The sequence below is a fragment of the Streptomyces sp. MB09-02B genome, assembly GCF_033794485.1.
Classification (GTDB): domain Bacteria; phylum Actinomycetota; class Actinomycetes; order Streptomycetales; family Streptomycetaceae; genus Streptomyces.
This window is the reverse complement of sequence record NZ_JARGEE010000197.1, coordinates 1-16,887: the sequence shown is the minus strand read 5'-3', so window position 1 is coordinate 16,887 and position 16,887 is coordinate 1. Positions and strand designations below refer to the sequence as shown.

The following is a 16,887-nucleotide window of genomic DNA, read 5'->3' as shown; positions in this document are numbered from 1 at the left end:
GTCGGGGGGCGGCTCCGGTGGGGGCTGTTCGCGCAGTTCCCCGCGCCCCTGAGAAGCAGGGACTGCCCGCGTGGCCCGGAGTCGGCGCCGTCCGGGGCGAAGGGCTCAGCGGAGCAGGAGTTGCAGGCCGCCCACGATCGTCGCCGCGATCACCAGCTGCTCGAACAGCTTCTGGTTGATGCGGTTCACCGCCCACTTGCCGAGGAACGCGCCCGGGACGACGAACAGGGCCAGCGCGGCGTCCAGCAGCAGCGAGTGCCCGTCGATGAGTCCTAGGCCCACGCTGAACGGGACCTTGGAGACGTTGACGATGAGGAAGAAGAACGCCGACGTGCCGAGAAAGCCGAGCTTCCGGAAGCCCGCGGAGAGCAGGTACATGGACATCACGGGACCGCCGGCGTTGGCGACCATGGTGGTGAAGCCGCCGAGTACGCCGTACGAGCGGGCCTTGGCGCGGCCGGCGCGGGTGGTGATCGCGTCGGGTTCGTCGTCCTTGTCGGCCGTGCGGCGGCGCCGGACGGTGACGGCCGCCATCAACAGCAGGATCGCGCCGATGGAGGTGCGGACGATTCCGTCGTCGGCCCGGACCAGGAACAGCGTGCCGAGGACGACGCCGGCGCCGACCGCCGGGAAGAGCTTCCAGAGCGTGGGCCAGTGGGCGTGCCTGCGGTAGGTGAGCACCGCGAGGACGTCGCCGACGATGAGGATGGGCAGGAGGACGCCGGTCGAGGCGCGGGCGGGCAGGACCGCCGCGAAGATCGCGAGGCTGACCGTGTTGGCACCGCTCACGGCGGTCTTCGAGAAGCCGACGAGCAGGGCGGCGAAGGCGAGGGCCGCGAACTGGGCCGTGGACAGGTGCCAGAGAGTCATCGTGTTCATGCGGGGTCCGATGCTATGCGCACCTATCGGCGGCCGACAGGATCGTCTCGCCAGTTGGCCCTGCCGCCGCACGGTCCGTACCTCGGGCTCCTCGCCGCCGCGCGGGCCGGTGCTTTCGCCCCGGACGGCCCATGGACCATCGTCCGGCGGGCTGGCAAGATCCCCCGGGTACCTTCACCGACGTAGTTGGAGGAGTCATGGCCGACTCGCGCGAGCACAGCTTCGCCGGTACGCGGGGCGGTGTCACCGCGCGGGAATGGCCGTGCGAGGGGGCGCGGTACGTCGTGCTCCTGGTGCACGGCTACGGGGAGCACATCGGTCGGTACGAGCATGTGGCCGACGCCCTGGTGCGGCACGGCGCGGCGGTGTTCGGTCCCGATCACAGGGGGCACGGCAGGTCGGCGGGCGAGCGGGTGCTGGTCGAGGACTTCGAGGACGTGGTCTCCGATGTGCACGCCGTGGAGGTGCTGGCGCGGGCCGCGTACCCGGGGCTGCCGGTGGTGCTGATCGGTCACTCCCTGGGCGGTCTGATCGGCGCGCGGTACGCCCAGCGCTACGGTGCCGGGCTCGCGGCGGTCGTCCTGTCCGGGCCGCTGATCGGGATCTGGGAGCCGCTGCGGGCGCTGCTCGCGCCGCCCGAGGTGCCCGAGGTACCGCTCGACCCGAAGCTGCTCTCGCGGGACATGGCGGTCGGCGCCGCGTACGCGAACGATCCGCTGGTGTGGCACGGCCCGTTCAAGCGGCCGACGCTGGAGGCGATCGACCGCACGCTGGAAACGATCTCGAAGGGCGGGTCCATCGGCCCGCTGCCGCTGCTGTGGCTGCACGGCGACGACGACCGGATCGTGCCGCTGCCCGGCAGCCGTACGGGGATCGAGGAGCTCCGCGGGGCCGAGTGGACCGAGCGCGTCTACCCGGGCGCCCGGCACGAGGTGTTCAACGAGACGAACCGGAGCGAAGTGCTCGCGGACGTCACGGAGTTCGTGGATGGCGTACTGGGTCGCTGAGCCCGCGTTTTCCGTCGTCCGCGCTGGGCACCCGGCCCCGCATGGAGTGGTTGCGGAGAGCGGCCTGCGTGGGAGAGGACCCCGAACTGTTCTTCCCCGTGGGCACCACAGGACCGGCGCTCGACGACGTCGCCGCCGCCAAACGCGTCTGTGGCCGCTGCCCGGTGCGCCGCGAGTGCCTCATGTGGGCGCTCGGCAACGGGCAGACGGCCGGCGTGTGGGGCGGCATGGGCGAGGAGGAACGCACCGACCTGCTCCGCAGAACCGGGAGCGCCGACGCCGCCCGGCACGAGGCGCTCGCCGGCACGAAGCGATGAGGAGTGACGCGTAGATGACGATGGTGAGGAGCACGCTTCCCGAGCCCGCCCGCCGGATCGCGGGCGATGCGCTGCAGGAGAGCCTGGTGGATCTGCTGGGACTCTCGCTGATCGGGAAGCAGGCCCACTGGAACATCGTGGGACCGAGGTTCCGTTCGATCCACCTGCAGCTCGACGAGGTGGTGTCCACGGCACGGTCCTACGCCGATCAGGTCGCCGAACGCGCGGCCGCGCTCGGGGTCTCCCCGGACGGCCGGCCGGAGATCGTGGCGGCACGGTTCGATCTGCAGGGGCCGAAGGAGGGCTGGCTGCGGGACACCGAGGTCGTACGGCTGCTGGTGGGGGCGCTGGAGGAGGCGATCGGACGGCTTCGGAAGCGGATCGACGCGACCGAGGAGGCCGACAAGGTCACCCAGGACCTGCTGATCTCGCTCACCTACGAGTTGGAGAAGCAGCGCTGGATGTTCGAGGCCGAGAACTGGCCGCGCGAGGACTGACGCCGGCACGACGTACCGCGTCGGCCGTACAAGTGCCTAGTCGACGACCGCGGGCCGCCGGTGCCCCCGACCGCTGTACGGCGGTCGGGGGCACCGGCGGCCCGGTGTGTCACGTGGTTCGTCAGGTGGTGCTCTTCCTGGCCGCTACCGCCGCGAGCAGCCGGTCGCGTGATTCCTCGACCAGGCGACGGACCCGGTCGACGTCGGCCAGCAGCCTTCCGTCGCGCTTGCGGATCACGCCGTCGACGATGACCGTGTCGACGTTGGAGACGTCCGCGCCGAGCGTCACGGCGGCGGTGGCGTCGTGCACGGGCGCCATGTTGAGGGCGGTGGCGTCGAGGGCGACGACATCGGCGCGCTTGCCGGGGCTGAGGGAGCCGGTACGGTCCTCCAGGCCGGCCACGTGGGCGCCGTTGAGCGTGGCGATCTCCAGCATCTGACGTGCCGTCAACATGCTGGCCGGCACAGGTAGGTTGGCCTGCCAGCAGTCGGCGTTGACCCGGGCCCGTTCGGCGCCGAAGGCGGCCCGGATCTGGGTGAACATGTCGCCGGGCACGGTGGTGACGACGTCGATGCTGAGGGACGGCCGCAGCCCGTGCTCGATCGCCTGCATGACCGGCGGCCAGCCGTGCCCCATCTGGGTCTCCACCTGGGCGGCGATGGAGACCGTTCCGCCGCTGTCGGCCACCATCCGCCACTCGTCCTCACCGAGGTAGCAACAGTGGACGTAGGTGGTGTCGGGGCCGAGCAGGCCCATCTGGTGCAGCCGCCTGACCATGCCGAAGCGTCCGGCCAGGCGGCCCATGGCGACGTGCACGGTGATCGGGATGCCCAGCTCGCGGGCGAGTCCCCACTCCCGCTGGACGACGTCGTCGGTGCAGAAGCCGGGCCCCCGGGTCGCCAGGGCCATGGTGAGGAGGCCGCTGTCGGAGGTGAAGTGCTCGCCGCGGATGCGGCGCACGTCGTCGCCGGGTACCGCGATCCTGCTGTCGAACCAGTAGTCGGCGAGGGAGGTGTTGGCGCTGCCGTACGCGTACTGGGCCCGGATGCCGGTCTCGGCCAGGGCCTGGATCGCGGCGTCCGGGTGCTCGGGCGTGTTGTTGATGTGGGACCAGTCGACGAGGGTGGTGATGCCCGCGTTGAGGCACTCCAGGGTGCCGGCCAGGTTGCCCGCGTACACGTCTTCGGGGGTGTAGACGGGCGCGAAGGTGTCGAGGACGTCGACGAAGTAGTCGTCGAGGGTGGCGTCGGGGGCGCAGCCGCGGAGCGGCGCCTCCCAGGTGTGACGGTGGGTGTCGACGAAGCCGGGGATGACGATGCGGCCGGTCATGTCGAGCACCTCGGCGTCCACGTCCGCGTCGATGTGCGGCTCGACCGCCGTGATCGTGCCGTCCTCGACGAGGATGTCACCCCGTGGCAGGTCACCGATGGCCGGATCCATGGTGACGACATGGCCCGAGCGCAGGAGCATCCGTGTGGTCATCGCCGTTCCTCCTGGAGGTGGGTCCGATTGCAAGCTGACGGGTTGTCAGTATGCGGCGCGGTCGCGGACCGTCGGCATGACCCGGCCGACGGTGGGGACGACCCGCTCCCGGAGGGTGTGGGCGAACGGCGGCGGCACGCACTACCCCGCCGCGCGCGGCCGGTGTCGAGCGCGATCATCAAGGGCTCCGGAGGAGTGTCGAAACCCCAGGCGACGCAGGCGACTTCGGCCGCACGGCGAGCGGGCGTCGACGCTCGCCGTGCGGAGGCACGGCGGGCGACACCCGTCGTCGGGAGGCACCGAAGTCACACGGATGCACACGGCACCGGGGCTGGCGAAGAGAGGGCGGCCTCTGGTGCGGCACCTCAGGGGTCGGGAAACCGTCAGCCTCGACGGAGCGCGGCGTCGGGCGGGGGCCCGGCCGCACGCTGACGTGCGCTACACAGTGCGCTGTTGACCCGGGGCAGATCGACGGCGCGGTCGGCGCAGAGCGGCACGCAACCGTGGCGGCGCCATACGGCGGGCCTCTTGGTCGCGTCCTTGTCCGGCACCTTCGTCTTCCGGCCCTGTGGGCCTCGTGCTCATCGGGTGGCCGTAAGCGATCCAGGCCCGGCAGGCCGCTGTCAACGCCAGTCCAGCACATGGGACTCCTGTCCGTCTGTCGATACACCCTGGTCCGGGACGTGGGAGGCCCAGTCCAGGATCTGTACGGCCGCGCCGGCCGCCTCCAGCCCCCGACAGTGGGCGTGGTGACGGCGGGCGATGCCGTCGAGGTCGAGGTGGGGGCCGAAGGCGGGATGGGCGGCCAGGCGGCGCGCGTACGCCCACAGGTGCGGGTGGTCGGCGACGCGGTGCACGGCTGCGGCGTCCAGGTGCCAGCGGTGCACGGTGTCGAGGCGCACCAGGGCCACCCACAACTCGACGTCCGCGACGGTGAGTTCGTCTCCGAGGACATACCTCTGTCCGGCTAGCCGGGCGTCCAGGGAGCGCAGGGTACGCAACAGGGAGTCGAGGGCGTCGCGGCGTTCCAGGTCGTCGGCGTCGGCCCGTCCGGCACGCTGCGCCGCCCCGTCCATGCCCTGCTCACAGAGGCGCGCTACGCCCTCGATCTCGGCCTCCGCGCCCTCCGGGTAGAGCGTGGGCCGGTCGGCGCCGAAGCGACGGGCGAGGTCGCGCATGATGTCGGGGGCGTGGGTGCTGACGATGCGTCCGGACCAGTCGTCGCTGAGCACCGGCGCCAGGGCCGCTCCGGGGTAGCGGTGGGCGCTCGCCTCGTACAGCGGGCGCAGCGCGGAGTGTTCGCCGTCCGGGCCGTCGGGCACGGCGGGCAGGAGGGTCACGGGACAGACGTCCGTGAGCCCGAGGAGGCTGTGGACGACGGCGATGCGCAGGGCGCCCGGACAGGAGAGCGACAGATGGAGCCGGTAGCGGCGCGGCACGGCGTAGTGGCCACTGCGCGCGTCGCAGCCGATCCGGCCCCGGAAGGAGGGCAGGGGCCGCGGCGACGGGACGGCGTTCAGGGCGTGGACCGGCATGGCGGACATGTGTCTCCCCAGGGGTTCTGGTGCGTGGTGGCGCGGCGGCGCAACGAAGCGAGGAACGGTGGTGACGCGAGTACACGGACGCGCGAGCGTGCGGCGTGCCACGCCGGCGGCTCGGGTCGGCCGGTCGGCTAGGCCCGGTCGGCTCGGGTCGGCTCGGTCGGCTCGGTCAGCTCAAGGGGCTTCCGGCGCTGCAGACGCGCAGCAGATCGATGTGGAGGCGGGAGGTCAGCAGAAGGGACTGCCGGCGCGTGCGCGGCACACGAGTGACCACCGGCTCCAGACGCCCCATCATTCCCTACCCGTTCACTAGGAAATACCCCACCTGGAGTGTCGGACCGCTCACGCCCCGCGTCAAGAGGGTGTCCGGGGATTGGGCGCGTCGTCCGAGGGGTGGACATCATCCTGGAGCTTCCTCGGGTCCTCACGGCGGGCGTGCGGGGCGTGCAGGTCGAGTTCGTAGGCGACCCGGATCAGCGGGACGTGGGTGAACGCCTGGGGAAAGTTGCCCAGTTGGCGGCGGGCGCGGGGGTCGTACTCCTCGGCGAGCAGTCCGACGTCGTTGCGCAGCTCCAGCAGCCGTTCGTACAGCGCGCGGGCCTCGTCCTCGCGGCCGATCACCAGCAGGGCGTCCGCGAGCCAGAAGGAGCAGGCGAGGAAGGCCCCCTCGCCGCCGGTGAGGCCGTCCGGCGAGTCGGCGGTGCCCGCCGTGTAGCGGGCCACCAGCCCGTCGGAGAGGAGTTCGCGCTGGACGGCCTCGACGGTGCCGACCACCCGCGGGTCGTCCGGCGGCAGGAACCCGGTCTGCGGGATCTGCAGCAGCGCGGCGTCGAGTTCGCGGGACCCGTACGACTGGGTGAAGGTGTTGCGCACCGGGTCGTAGGCCTGCTCGCAGACCTCACGGTGGATGCGGTCACGGACCTCGCGCCATCTCTCCACCGGGCCGGGACGGCCGTGCGCCTCCGCCAGCCGGACCGCCCGGTCGAAGGCGACCCAGCACATCACCTTGGAGTGCGTGTAGTGGCGGGGGGCGCCCCGCATCTCCCACAGCCCCTGGTCGGGCTCGGTCCAGGCCCGTTCCAGGTGCTCCAGGAACACCGCCTGGAGCGACACCAGATGCTTGCGGGGGCGCAGCCCGCAGCCGATCGCCAGATGGATGGCGTCCATCACCTCACCGGGTACGTCGAGCTGCCGCTGCCCGGCGGCCGCGTTGCCGATCCGCACCGGGCGCGACCCTTCGTAGCCCGGCAGCCAGTCGGCCTCCCACTCGGTGAGCCGCCGCTCCCCCGCGATGCCGTACATGATCTGCACGTCCTCGGGCCGTCCCGCCACCGCCCGCTCCAGCCAGGCTCGCCACGCGTCCGCCTCGGCCTTGAAACCGCTGCGCAGGAGGGCTTCCAGCGTCATGCCCGCGTCCCGCAGCCAGCAGAACCGGTAGTCCCAGTTCCGGACGCCCCCGATCTCCTCCGGCAGGGAGGTGGTCGGGGCGGCGACGATGCCACCGGTCGGCTGGTACGTCAGGGCCTTGAGCGTGATCAGGGAGCGGGCGACGGCGTCACGGTAGGGCCCGTCGTAGGTGAGCGCGCGCAGCCAGCGCCGCCAGTACGACTCGGTGCTGCGCAGTGCCTCGAAAGGGTCCACCTGGTGCGGTGCGGACAGGTGGGAGGGGTGCCAGGTCAGCACGAAGGGGATCCGTTCGCCCGCCGTGACCGGGAACACCGCGGTGTGGGCCGTGCCGTGGCCGACCGGCCGCACGGGGGTGCGCAGCCACACGGACTCGGGTCCGGCGGTGCCCGTCAGCGCGCCGCCGCGGCGGCGCATCCAGGGCAGGACACGGCCGTAGTCGAAGCGGAGCCGCAGGTCCATCCGCATGTCGACGGTGCCGGAGAGACCTTCGACGATGCGTACGACGCTGGGGGCGCCGGTCTTGCGGCACGGCATGAAGTCGGTGACCAGGACCTGGCCGGCGGCTGTCTCCCACTCCGTCTCCAGGATCGCCGTGTCGTCCCGGTAGCGGCGGCGGGCGTAGGGGCCGTTCTCGTCGGCGGGGGCGATGCGCCAGCGTCCGTTGTCCTCGTCGCCGAGCAGGGCGGCGAAACAGGCGGGCGAGTCGAAGCGGGGGAGGCAGAGCCAGTCGATGCTGCCGTCCTTGCCCACGAGGGCGGCGGTGAGGAGGTCGCCGATGAGGGCGTAGTCCTCGATGCGGCCGGGCTGTCCTGGCATGGGGTCAGTTTCGGGGGCCAGGGGGTGTGCGGCATGTGGGGCGGAGCGTTCGAGTTCCCGTCGTGGCGGACCCGTGCGCGGGAGGAGTGGCGAGGCTCCGGCCCGGTACTCGGCCAGGAGGGTGACCGGGCGAGGGGGCGGAAGGTGAGGGCGTGACAGAGGTTCTTCACCTGCCGGACGGCCGCGGGCAACGCGACGGCAAGGACCGCTCCCTCGCACGGTCCGAGGCTGCTCACGACCCTGTTCCGAGCACCGCGTACCACGTACGGAGTTCCGACGGCTCGACTGCGACACCGGTGAACGCCCACGGAGAGGACCGGCTCTTGAACGCCTCCACGAAAGCCCTGGAGATCCGCCCGACCGAGCGGATCCGTACCCTCGCGGACATCCTCTCCGGCAGGATCACGGCGAGCGAGGCCGCGCACCGCCACGGCCTCCCGGTGCGGGTCGTCCGGCAGTGGCTGCGGGAGATCCCGGTGGCCGCGCCGAGGGACGCGACGGCCGGAGCCGAGCCCGCGGACCAGGCGGACCACACGGACCAGGCGGACCACATGGACCAGGCGGACCACATGGACCACGCGGACCACGCGGACCACGCGGACCAGGCGGACCAGGCAGCTTCAGGGAGCCGAACGGACCCGGCGGACCCGGCGGACCCGGTGGACCCGGTGGACCCGGTGGACCGAGTGGACCGAGTGGACCGAACGGCGCGCGGCACCGCGGCGCCCGCGCGAGCGGACCGGCGGCCGCTGCCCCGCTGCCGGGTGGTCGTCGACGAGATGGTGCAGGGGCTCGGGCTCTGATCGCTTCTTCAGCCGCTACGCTCCCCGCCATCCAGGCTGCCCAACACCCGCCCCATGGACGTCAGTTCGTCTCATGGTTCCGCGCTCGGCGCCCCCGCAGAAGCAGCACGGCGTGCGCCTCGTGCCGCACCCGCGGCCCAGACACCCGGCGGCGGCCGCCCACAGCCTCTGCCGGGGGTATTTCGTGACGCAGCGCCATGTGACATAGTACTGGCGTGACCGAGCGACTGACCTGCGACGTCGTGGTTGTCGGAGCGGGAATGGTGGGCGCGGCCTGCGCCCTGTACGCGGCCCGTGCGGGTCTGCGCGTCGTCGTGGTGGACCGCGGCCCGGTGGCCGGCGGCACGACCGGAGCCGGTGAGGGCAACGTCCTGGTCTCCGACAAGGAGCCCGGTCCCGAACTCGAACTCGCCCTGCTGTCCCACCGCCTGTGGGCGGAGCTGGCCGCAGAGCCGGGTCTGGGAACGGCGTTCGAGTACGAGCCCAAGGGTGGGGTCGTCGTGGCGTCCGCGCCGGAGGGGCTCGCCGCGCTGGAGCGGTTGGCCGCCGGGCAACGCGCCGCTGGGGTCGAGGCGATCACCGTTCCCGCCGGGCAACTCATCGATCTGGAACCGCACTTGGCGCCGGGACTCGCGGGCGGCGTCCACTACCCCCAGGACGCCCAGGTCATGCCCACCCTGGCCGCCGCCCATCTCGTACGGGCCTCCGGGGCCCGGCTGTTCACCGGCCGCACCGTGACCGAGGTGCTGCGCAACCGGGCCGGTGCCGTACGCGGCATACGGACCGACCGAGGCGACGTCCACGCCCCGGCGGTGGTGAACGCCGCCGGGACCTGGGGCGGTCACCTGGCCGCGCTCGCCGGAGTCGGCCTCCCGGTCCTCCCCCGGCGCGGCTTCGTGCTCGTCACCGAACCCCTGCCGCCGATGGTGCGGCACAAGGTGTACGCCGCCGACTACGTGGCCGACGTGGCCAGCGACTCGGCGGCGCTGCAGACCTCCCCGGTGGTCGAGGGCACGGCCGCCGGACCAGTGCTGATCGGCGCGAGCCGCGAACGGGTCGGCTTCGACCGGTCGTTCTCGCTCCCCGTCGCACGGGCGCTGGCGGCGGGCGCCACCCGGCTGTTCCCGTTCCTGGAAGAGGTGCGCGCGATGCGGACGTACGTCGGCTTCCGGCCGTACATGCCGGACCATCTGCCCGCGATCGGGCCGGACCCACGGGTGCCTGGCCTGTTCCACGCCTGCGGGCACGAGGGTGCCGGGATCGGGCTCGCCACCGGTACCGGGCATCTGATCGCCCAGGCACTCGGGGGCGGGACGCCCGATCTGGATCTCGCGCCGTTCCGCCCGGACCGGTTCGCGGAGGACGAGGGGGACGCGGCATGAACCCGCTGGAGCTGGCGCGGGCCGAGCCCGGGCCCGCCTTCACCGTCACCCTCGACGGACGTGTACTGGAGGCGCTGCCGGGCCAGACGGTCGCGGCCGCGCTCTGGGCTGCCGGGGTGACGTCCTGGCGCAGCACCCGGGGCGCGGGCCGGCCGCGAGGGATCTTCTGCGGCATCGGTGTCTGCTTCGACTGCCTGGTCACCGTCAACGAACGCCCTGGTCAACGGGCTTGTCTGGTGCCGCTCCGACCGGGCGACGCGATCCGCACCCAGGAGGGCACAGGCCATGAGCAGTGAACCCGGGGCGCCTCGTCTGACGGTCGTCGGCGCCGGCCCGGCTGGGCTCGCGGCGGCCCTGGCGGCGGCCGGACGCGGCGTACGGGTCACCGTGGTCGACGCGGCCCGGGCCGCCGGGGGCCAGTTCTACCGGCAGCCCTCGGCCGAACTCGGCGCCCGGCGCCCGCAGGTCCTGCACCACCAGTGGCGCACCTGGCAGCGGCTGCGCGACGGCCTCGCACGCGAGGTCGCCGCCGGGCGCGTCGTCCACCTCCCGGACCACCATGTCTGGTGCGTGGAGCGGCATGAGGACGGCCCCGCGCGCTTCACCGTGCACGCGCTGCTCGGGCCCGAGCAGGAGCGGCCCGTCGAGGTGCGCACGGACGCCGTCCTGCTCGCGACCGGCAGCTACGAGAAGGTGCTGCCCTTCCCCGGCTGGACCCTGCCGGGCGTGGTCACCGCCGGGGGCGCGCAGGCCATGCTGAAGGGCACGCTCGCGGTGTCGGGCCGTACGGCCGTCGTCGCCGGGACCGGCCCCCTGCTGCTGCCGGTGGCGACGGGGCTCGCGGCGGCGGGAGTCACGGTGGCCTCGCTGGTGGAGTCCGCCGACCCCAAGGCCCTGGCACGCAGGGCCGGAGCACTGGCCGGCCGGGCGGACAAACTCGCCGAAGGGGCCGGGTACGCGGCCGAGTTGCTGCGCCGCCGGGTGCGGACCCTCACCCGGCACACCGTCGTCGAGGCGCACGGGGCGGACCGGTTGGAGGCAGTGACCGTCGCCGCGCTCGACACCGGGGGCCGGGTCCGGCGCGGGACCGCTCGGCGAATCCCCTGCGACACGCTCGCCGTGGGGCACGGCCTGCTGCCGCACACCGACCTCGCCGAGGCGCTCGGCTGCCGGATCGAGCCCACCGGACCACACGTCTGGGTCGACGAGGAGCAGCGCACCGACGTGCCGGGCGTCTGGGCGGCGGGCGAGACCACCGGGATCGGCGGCGCCGCCCTCTCCCTCGCCGAGGGCCACATCGCCGGCCGGTCGGCCGCCGCCCGCCTGTGCGGCCGGGCGCCGGACCGGGGCGAGTGGGCCGGGGCCGCCAGGTCCCGTCGGGAGTTGCGGAAGTTCTTCGCCGTACTCGACTCCGTGTTCGTTCCGCCGGCGTACTGGGCCGAGCAGGTCACGGACGACACGGTCGTGTGCCGGTGCGAGGAGGTCACCGCCGGGGCCGTCCGCGAGGCCGTCGGGGAGCTGGGCGCCGGGGACGTGCGGACGGTGAAGCTGCTCACCCGTGCCGGGATGGGCTGGTGCCAGGGCCGGATGTGCGAGCACGCGGTCGCGGGCATCACCGGGTGCGAACCGGCCGTGGCCCGGCGGCCGTTCGCCCAGCCGGTGCCGTTGGGCGTACTGGCGCGGGCGGGCGAAACCGAGGACGACGACGGCCCCTAGGACCTCGTCACCGACGCGGACCGTGCCACCGAGCACCGAGCCCCCGGGCACCGAGCACCGAGCACCGAGCCGGCGTGACCCCGCCCGCCCCGCACCTCAGTGACATGTCACACCCCATCGCAACCGACGCATCGAGAGGGAACCCGATATGACCGGCACCCCGAACCACCCCTGGCGCGGCGTCCTCGTCGCCACCGCGCTCCCCCTGCGCGACGATCTCTCCGTCGACCACGACGCGTACGCCGAGCACTGCGCCTGGCTCGTCGAGAACGGCTGTGACGGTGTCGTACCGAACGGCTCGCTCGGCGAGTACCAGGTGCTGACGCCCGAGGAGCGCGCCGAGGTCGTCGAGACGGCCGTCGCCGCGATCGGTGGCGCCCGGGTGATGCCGGGGGTCGCCGCGTACGGTTCCGCCGAGTCCCGGCGCTGGGCCGAGCAGGCGCGGGACGCGGGCTGTGCGGCGGTGATGCTGCTGCCGCCGAACGCGTACCGCGCCGACGAGCGGTCCGTGCTCGCGCACTACGCCGAGGTCGCGAAGGCGGGCGTCCCGGTCGTGGCGTACAACAACCCCATCGACACCAAGGTCGACCTCGTCCCCGAACTGCTCGCCAAGCTGCACGGCGAGGGGTACATCCGGGCCGTGAAGGAGTTCTCCGGCGATGTCCGCCGGGCCTACCAGCTCGCCGAACTCGCCCCGGAACTGGACCTGTTGATCGGCGCCGACGACGTCCTGCTGGAGCTGGCGCTGGCCGGTGCCAAGGGCTGGGTGGCCGGGTACCCGAACGCACTGCCCGCCGCGACGGTGGAGCTGTACCACGCGGCCGTGGGCGGCGACCTCGCCACGGCGAAGGACCTCTACGCGCAGTTGCACCCACTGCTGCGCTGGGACTCCAAGGTCGAGTTCGTCCAGGCGATCAAGCTGTCGATGGACATCGTGGGGCGGCACGGGGGACGCTGCCGTCCGCCGCGCGTGGACCTGCTGCCGGAGCAGGAGGCCGTGATCCGCGCGGCCACCGAGAAGGCCGTCGCGGCGGGACTCGCGTAACCCACAGCAGAGAGGGAGGGCCGGTCATGCGCAGCAAGCTCGTCCTGCACGCCGTCGACTCGCACACCGAGGGCATGCCCACCCGGGTGATCACCGGTGGGGTCGGCACGATCCCCGGCGCGACGATGAACGAACGCCGGCTGTGGTTCCGTGAACACCGCGACGACATCAAGCAGTTGCTGATGAACGAGCCGCGCGGGCACGCGGCGATGAGCGGCGCGATCCTCCAGCCGCCGACCCGCCCCGACTGCGACTGGGGCGTGGTCTACATCGAGGTCTCCGGCTATCTGCCCATGTGCGGCCACGGCACGATCGGCGTGGCGACCGTGCTCGTGGAGTCCGGCATGGTCGAGGTGGTCGAGCCGGTCACCACCATCCGCCTCGACACCCCGGCGGGCCCGGTCGTGGCCGAGGTGGCGGTGGAGGACGGCGCCGCGAAGGCCGTCACCCTGCGGAACGTGCCGTCGTTCTCCGTCGGCCTCGACCGCAAGGCCACGCTCGCCGACGGCCGGACGGTGACCTACGACCTCGCGTACGGCGGCAACTTCTACGCGATCCTGCCGCTGGAGCAGTTCGGGCTGCCCTTCGACCGCGACCGCAAGGACGACATCCTGCGGGCGGGGCTCGACCTGATGGAAGCCATCAACGCGGAGGCGCAACCCGTGCATCCGGAGGACCCGTCGATCCACGGCGTCCACCACGTCCACCTCTACGCCCCGGGCGCCACCGCCCGGCACTCGCGGCACGCGATGGCCATCCACCCCGGCTGGTTCGACCGCTCCCCCTGCGGCACGGGCACCAGCGCGCGCATGGCGCAGCTCCACGCGCGCGGTGAACTCCCGCTGCACACCGAGTTCGTGAACGAGTCCTTCATCGGCACCCACTTCACCGGCAGACTGCTCGGCGAGACCGAGGTGGCCGGTGTCCCGGCCGTGCTCCCCAGCTTCACCGGCCGCGCCTGGGTCACCGGCACGGCACAGTACCTGCTCGACCCGTCCGACCCGTTCCCGTCCGGGTTCGTTCTCTAGGAGAGGCCCGATGGCCCTGACAGCCCCTGCCGCCGGTCCCGCCCTGCCGGTGCTCGGCGGCAAGAAGAACAGCTACCGCGAGCGCGTGGCCGACGCCCTGCGGGCCGCGCTGATCGCCGGTGAGCTGCGGCCGGGCGAGGTGTACTCGGCGCCCGCCCTCGCCGGCCGCTTCGGTGTGTCGGCGACGCCGGTGCGCGAGGCCATGCTGGATCTGGCCAAGGAGGGGCTGGTCGACACCGTGCCCAACAAGGGGTTCCGGGTCACCGTCGTCACCGAGCGGCAGCTCGACGAGTACACCCATGTCCGCTCGCTCATCGAGATCCCGACCACGGCAGGCCTGGCCCGGACCGCCGACCCGGTCTCCCTGGAGGCGCTGCGGCCCGCGGCCCGGGAGATCGTGGCCGCCGCGGCCGCCGGTGACCTCATCGCGTACGTCGAGGCCGACACCCGCTTCCATCTCGGCCTGCTCGCCCTCGCGGGCAACGCGCACCTCGTCGAGGTGGTCGGCGACCTGCGCAAACGCGCCCGCCTCTACGGCCTGACCGCGCTCGCCGAGTCGGGCCGGCTGCTGTCCTCGGCGCAGGAGCACCTGGAGCTGCTGGACGCGTTGCTCGCCCGCGACGAGGAGGCCGTACGCGCGGTGATGACGCGCCACCTCGGTCATGTGCGCGGAATGTGGGCCGCGCACGACTGATCGTCCGCGCCGCGCATGCGGGCGGAGTGGCGGGGGCATCTCTGACAGGTGTGATCGGAGCGACGCGCGCTCCGACTGACGTTGAAAGTATGATCGGCCAATGTCTGACATGACCGAAACCACGCCCGGCTGGCTGCCGTCCGACGAGCTCGAGTCGGCGCGCGCCCGGATGCCGATCCTGTACGTCGAGGCCGTGCCCGTGCGCGTCGACGACAGCGGCGAAGTCACCAGCATCGGGCTGCTGCTGCGCATCGGCCCGGACGGGACGGTCAGCCGCAACCTGGTCTCCGGCCGCGTGATGCACCACGAGCGGGTGCGGGACGCGCTCCTGCGCCACCTGGAGAAGGACCTCGGTCCGGTGGCGCTGCCCCGCGTCCCGTCGGCCCTGCAGCCCTTCACCGTCGCCGAGTACTTCCCGACGCAGGGCATCACCCCGTTCCACGACCCGCGTCAGCACGCGGTGTCGCTCGCCTACATCGTCCCGGTGGCCGGCGACTGCCGTCCCCGGCAGGACGCGCTGGACCTGGTGTGGTTCAGCCCGCAGGAGGCGGCGTCGGCCTCGGTCCAGAGCGAGATGCCGGGCGGCCAGGGAGTCCTGCTGAAGCAGGCCCTGGCCCACGTGGGCTGTCTGTCCTAGCGGGGGGACGGAGCGGCCGGGCTCAGGCTCTCCGGGCGAGGTACGTGTCGTGCGCGTTCCCGCTGAGCCTCGCCGCGGCGGGGGCCGCCAGTTCGGTCGCTGTGGCGCGGGCCACGGCTGCGCGGCCCGCTTCCCCGAGGGCGTCGGCGAGGCGGGCCTGCCCGAGCCAGTTGTAGGGGCTGTGGGGGCTCAGACCGGCGCGTTCGCCGAGCAGGCGACGGGCCAGGTCGTCCCGGCGTGCGCGAAGGGCCGCCTCCAGCAGGGTCCGCTGGACCGCGTCCCGCTGGGCGTGGCTGCCACCGAAGGTGTGCAGCCGGCGGCGGATCGGCCACAGCAGGTCCACCACGGTCGCGTGGTCCGCACGGGCGAACGCCACCAGCGCCTCGCACACGGGCAGCCCGATCTCGGCGGTCATCACGCGGTTGGTGTGGGGCCGCCCGCCTTCCTGGGCCGCCCGCAGCCAGCGCCGCCGGTCGGCGACGAACGCGTCGGCCGTGTCCAGCCGCCCCGCTCCCGCGAAGGCCATGACGGCGTGCACGTCGTTGAAGGCGTAGAAGGGCGGGTCCTCGCGGGCGGCCCACGCGTCGGCCAGGGCCTGCCAACGGGCGTCCTGGTCGCTGCCGTCCAGGAGGAACCGCCACAACAGCGAGGCGGCGTCGAGGAGTTCCATGACGAACCCGGACGAGTCCTGATGGTGCAGGACGGCGTCGTAGATCCGCAGGGCCGTGCCGGTGTCGCCCGCCTCCAGCGCGTACAGGGCGTAGTGCCACCAGCTGTGCACCGTCAGGAGGCTGCCGCTCGCCCAGCCGTCGAGGTGGGTGTGGAGGAAGTCGATCCCCTCGGCGAACCGGCCCTGCATCTCGTGCACATGGGCGACGGCGTGGATGGCCCAGATGTCATGGGGGTTCAGATCGACGGCGGCACGGGCCACCTCCTGGGCCCGGTCGTAGTGGCCCGACTCCTCCAGACCGAACGCGTACATGCCGAGCAGCGGCCCGCGGTGGGGATCGTCCGTGTCCCATGCCGGCAGGGCTCCGCCGATCCGGTCCCGCAGCCGCGTGGCGTCCCCGGTGAAGAAGTCGAGCTGATGGCCCACCGCCAGGGCGAGCGGATCACGCGGGCACTCCACGACCAGATCCTCCAGGACCTGACCAGCCAGTCCCAGATCGCCGCCGAGCCAGGCGTCCGCCGCCGCCATGTGGAGGCGCTCCCGCCGGGGCAGCGCCGAGCGGTCGAGTGAGGCGCCGAACTCCGTGAACGGGCGGCGCGCCTCTGCGGCGTCACGGGACTCGGTCCCGAGGACCCCCAGATAGGCCGAGAACACTTGTGCCATCGGTGCGGTCGGCGACGCGGCCACCGCGTCCGCGACGGCGGTCGGGAAGTCGGGCCGGAAGAACAACAGCCCCTCCACGGCCCGGTCCAGATGCCCCGCACCCTCGGCGGTGCACTCGTGGAGGCGGTTTCCGTACCGGTCGGTCACCATGGCAGCTCATCTCCGGCGCGTGTCGGGTGTCGTCGGACGCCCTGCGGTCGTCGGCCGTGACACCGCGGAACAGCCCGAGTCCCCCATCCAACCGACCACCCCACTGCCAAGTCCACCGAGCACCCCCCGACACACCCCGGATCACCACCGCG

Annotated in this window: 16 protein-coding genes; 11 read left to right on the top strand and 5 right to left on the bottom strand. The window is 72.9% G+C overall.

Going from position 1 to position 16,887, the window contains the following annotated elements; translation table 11 throughout:
- Positions 1–105 precede the first annotated feature (105 nt).
- Positions 106–879 (bottom strand): sulfite exporter TauE/SafE family protein, encoded by a 774-nt coding sequence (locus tag P1P70_RS25395; protein ID WP_319241578.1) that lies wholly within the window; start codon positions 877–879, stop codon positions 106–108.
- A gap of 197 nt (positions 880–1,076) precedes the next feature.
- Here P1P70_RS25395 and P1P70_RS25390 point away from each other — a divergent pair, with 197 nt between their 5' ends.
- The 3 genes from P1P70_RS25390 to P1P70_RS25380 are packed head-to-tail and all read left to right on the top strand — an operon-like array spanning position 1,077 to position 2,700.
- A complete protein-coding gene (locus tag P1P70_RS25390; protein WP_319241576.1) occupies positions 1,077–1,886 on the top strand; it encodes an alpha/beta hydrolase in 810 nt (269 codons plus the stop codon).
- A gap of 41 nt (positions 1,887–1,927) precedes the next feature.
- A complete protein-coding gene (locus P1P70_RS25385) occupies positions 1,928–2,203 on the top strand; it encodes a WhiB family transcriptional regulator (RefSeq protein ID WP_319241575.1) in 276 nt (91 codons plus the stop codon).
- Positions 2,204–2,217: 14 nt separating this feature from the next.
- Complete coding sequence (locus P1P70_RS25380; protein WP_319241573.1) at positions 2,218–2,700, top strand: DNA starvation/stationary phase protection protein; 483 nt, start codon at positions 2,218–2,220, stop codon at positions 2,698–2,700.
- Positions 2,701–2,821: 121 nt separating this feature from the next.
- Here the strand turns inward: P1P70_RS25380 and P1P70_RS25375 are convergent, their stop codons facing one another.
- The 3 genes from P1P70_RS25375 to P1P70_RS25365 form a co-directional block, all read right to left on the bottom strand.
- Positions 2,822–4,183, bottom strand: coding sequence for an amidohydrolase family protein (locus P1P70_RS25375; protein ID WP_319241571.1), 1,362 nt, complete (start codon positions 4,181–4,183; stop codon positions 2,822–2,824).
- A 623-nt stretch (positions 4,184–4,806) separates the two neighbouring features.
- On the bottom strand, positions 4,807–5,727 hold the full coding sequence (locus P1P70_RS25370; protein WP_319241569.1) for a glutathione S-transferase C-terminal domain-containing protein: 921 nt from the start codon (positions 5,725–5,727) through the stop codon (positions 4,807–4,809).
- Between the two features lie 351 nt (positions 5,728–6,078).
- On the bottom strand, positions 6,079–7,947 hold the full coding sequence (locus P1P70_RS25365; RefSeq protein ID WP_319241567.1) for a glycoside hydrolase family 15 protein: 1,869 nt from the start codon (positions 7,945–7,947) through the stop codon (positions 6,079–6,081).
- A gap of 152 nt (positions 7,948–8,099) precedes the next feature.
- Between P1P70_RS25365 and P1P70_RS25360 the strand changes: the two genes are divergently transcribed.
- From P1P70_RS25360 to P1P70_RS25325, 8 genes are all read left to right on the top strand, one after another.
- Positions 8,100–8,750: a hypothetical protein gene (locus P1P70_RS25360; protein WP_319241565.1), complete on the top strand. Its 651-nt coding sequence runs from the start codon at positions 8,100–8,102 to the stop codon at positions 8,748–8,750.
- Between the two features lie 215 nt (positions 8,751–8,965).
- Complete coding sequence (locus tag P1P70_RS25355; RefSeq protein WP_319241564.1) at positions 8,966–10,132, top strand: FAD-binding oxidoreductase; 1,167 nt, start codon at positions 8,966–8,968, stop codon at positions 10,130–10,132.
- Positions 10,129–10,428: a (2Fe-2S)-binding protein gene (locus tag P1P70_RS25350; RefSeq protein ID WP_319241562.1), complete on the top strand. Its 300-nt coding sequence runs from the start codon at positions 10,129–10,131 to the stop codon at positions 10,426–10,428. The genes P1P70_RS25355 and P1P70_RS25350 overlap by 4 nt, the downstream gene beginning before the upstream one ends.
- On the top strand, positions 10,418–11,848 hold the full coding sequence (locus tag P1P70_RS25345; protein ID WP_319241561.1) for an NAD(P)/FAD-dependent oxidoreductase: 1,431 nt from the start codon (positions 10,418–10,420) through the stop codon (positions 11,846–11,848). Before P1P70_RS25350 ends, P1P70_RS25345 begins: the two co-directional genes overlap by 11 nt.
- Positions 11,849–11,996: 148 nt before the next feature.
- Positions 11,997–12,893, top strand: a complete 897-nt coding sequence (locus P1P70_RS25340; RefSeq protein ID WP_319241559.1) for a dihydrodipicolinate synthase family protein — start codon at positions 11,997–11,999, stop codon at positions 12,891–12,893.
- 26 nt (positions 12,894–12,919) lie between these two features.
- Complete coding sequence (locus tag P1P70_RS25335) at positions 12,920–13,921, top strand: proline racemase family protein (RefSeq protein ID WP_319241558.1); 1,002 nt, start codon at positions 12,920–12,922, stop codon at positions 13,919–13,921.
- A gap of 10 nt (positions 13,922–13,931) precedes the next feature.
- On the top strand, positions 13,932–14,615 hold the full coding sequence (locus P1P70_RS25330) for a GntR family transcriptional regulator (RefSeq protein ID WP_319241556.1): 684 nt from the start codon (positions 13,932–13,934) through the stop codon (positions 14,613–14,615).
- A 109-nt stretch (positions 14,616–14,724) separates the two neighbouring features.
- Entirely contained in the window at positions 14,725–15,252 is a 528-nt protein-coding gene (locus tag P1P70_RS25325) for an NUDIX hydrolase family protein (protein ID WP_239760663.1), read from the top strand.
- Positions 15,253–15,274: 22 nt separating this feature from the next.
- Here the strand turns inward: P1P70_RS25325 and P1P70_RS25320 are convergent, their stop codons facing one another.
- Positions 15,275–16,735, bottom strand: coding sequence for a tetratricopeptide repeat protein (locus tag P1P70_RS25320; protein ID WP_319241554.1), 1,461 nt, complete (start codon positions 16,733–16,735; stop codon positions 15,275–15,277).
- Positions 16,736–16,887 lie beyond the last annotated feature (152 nt).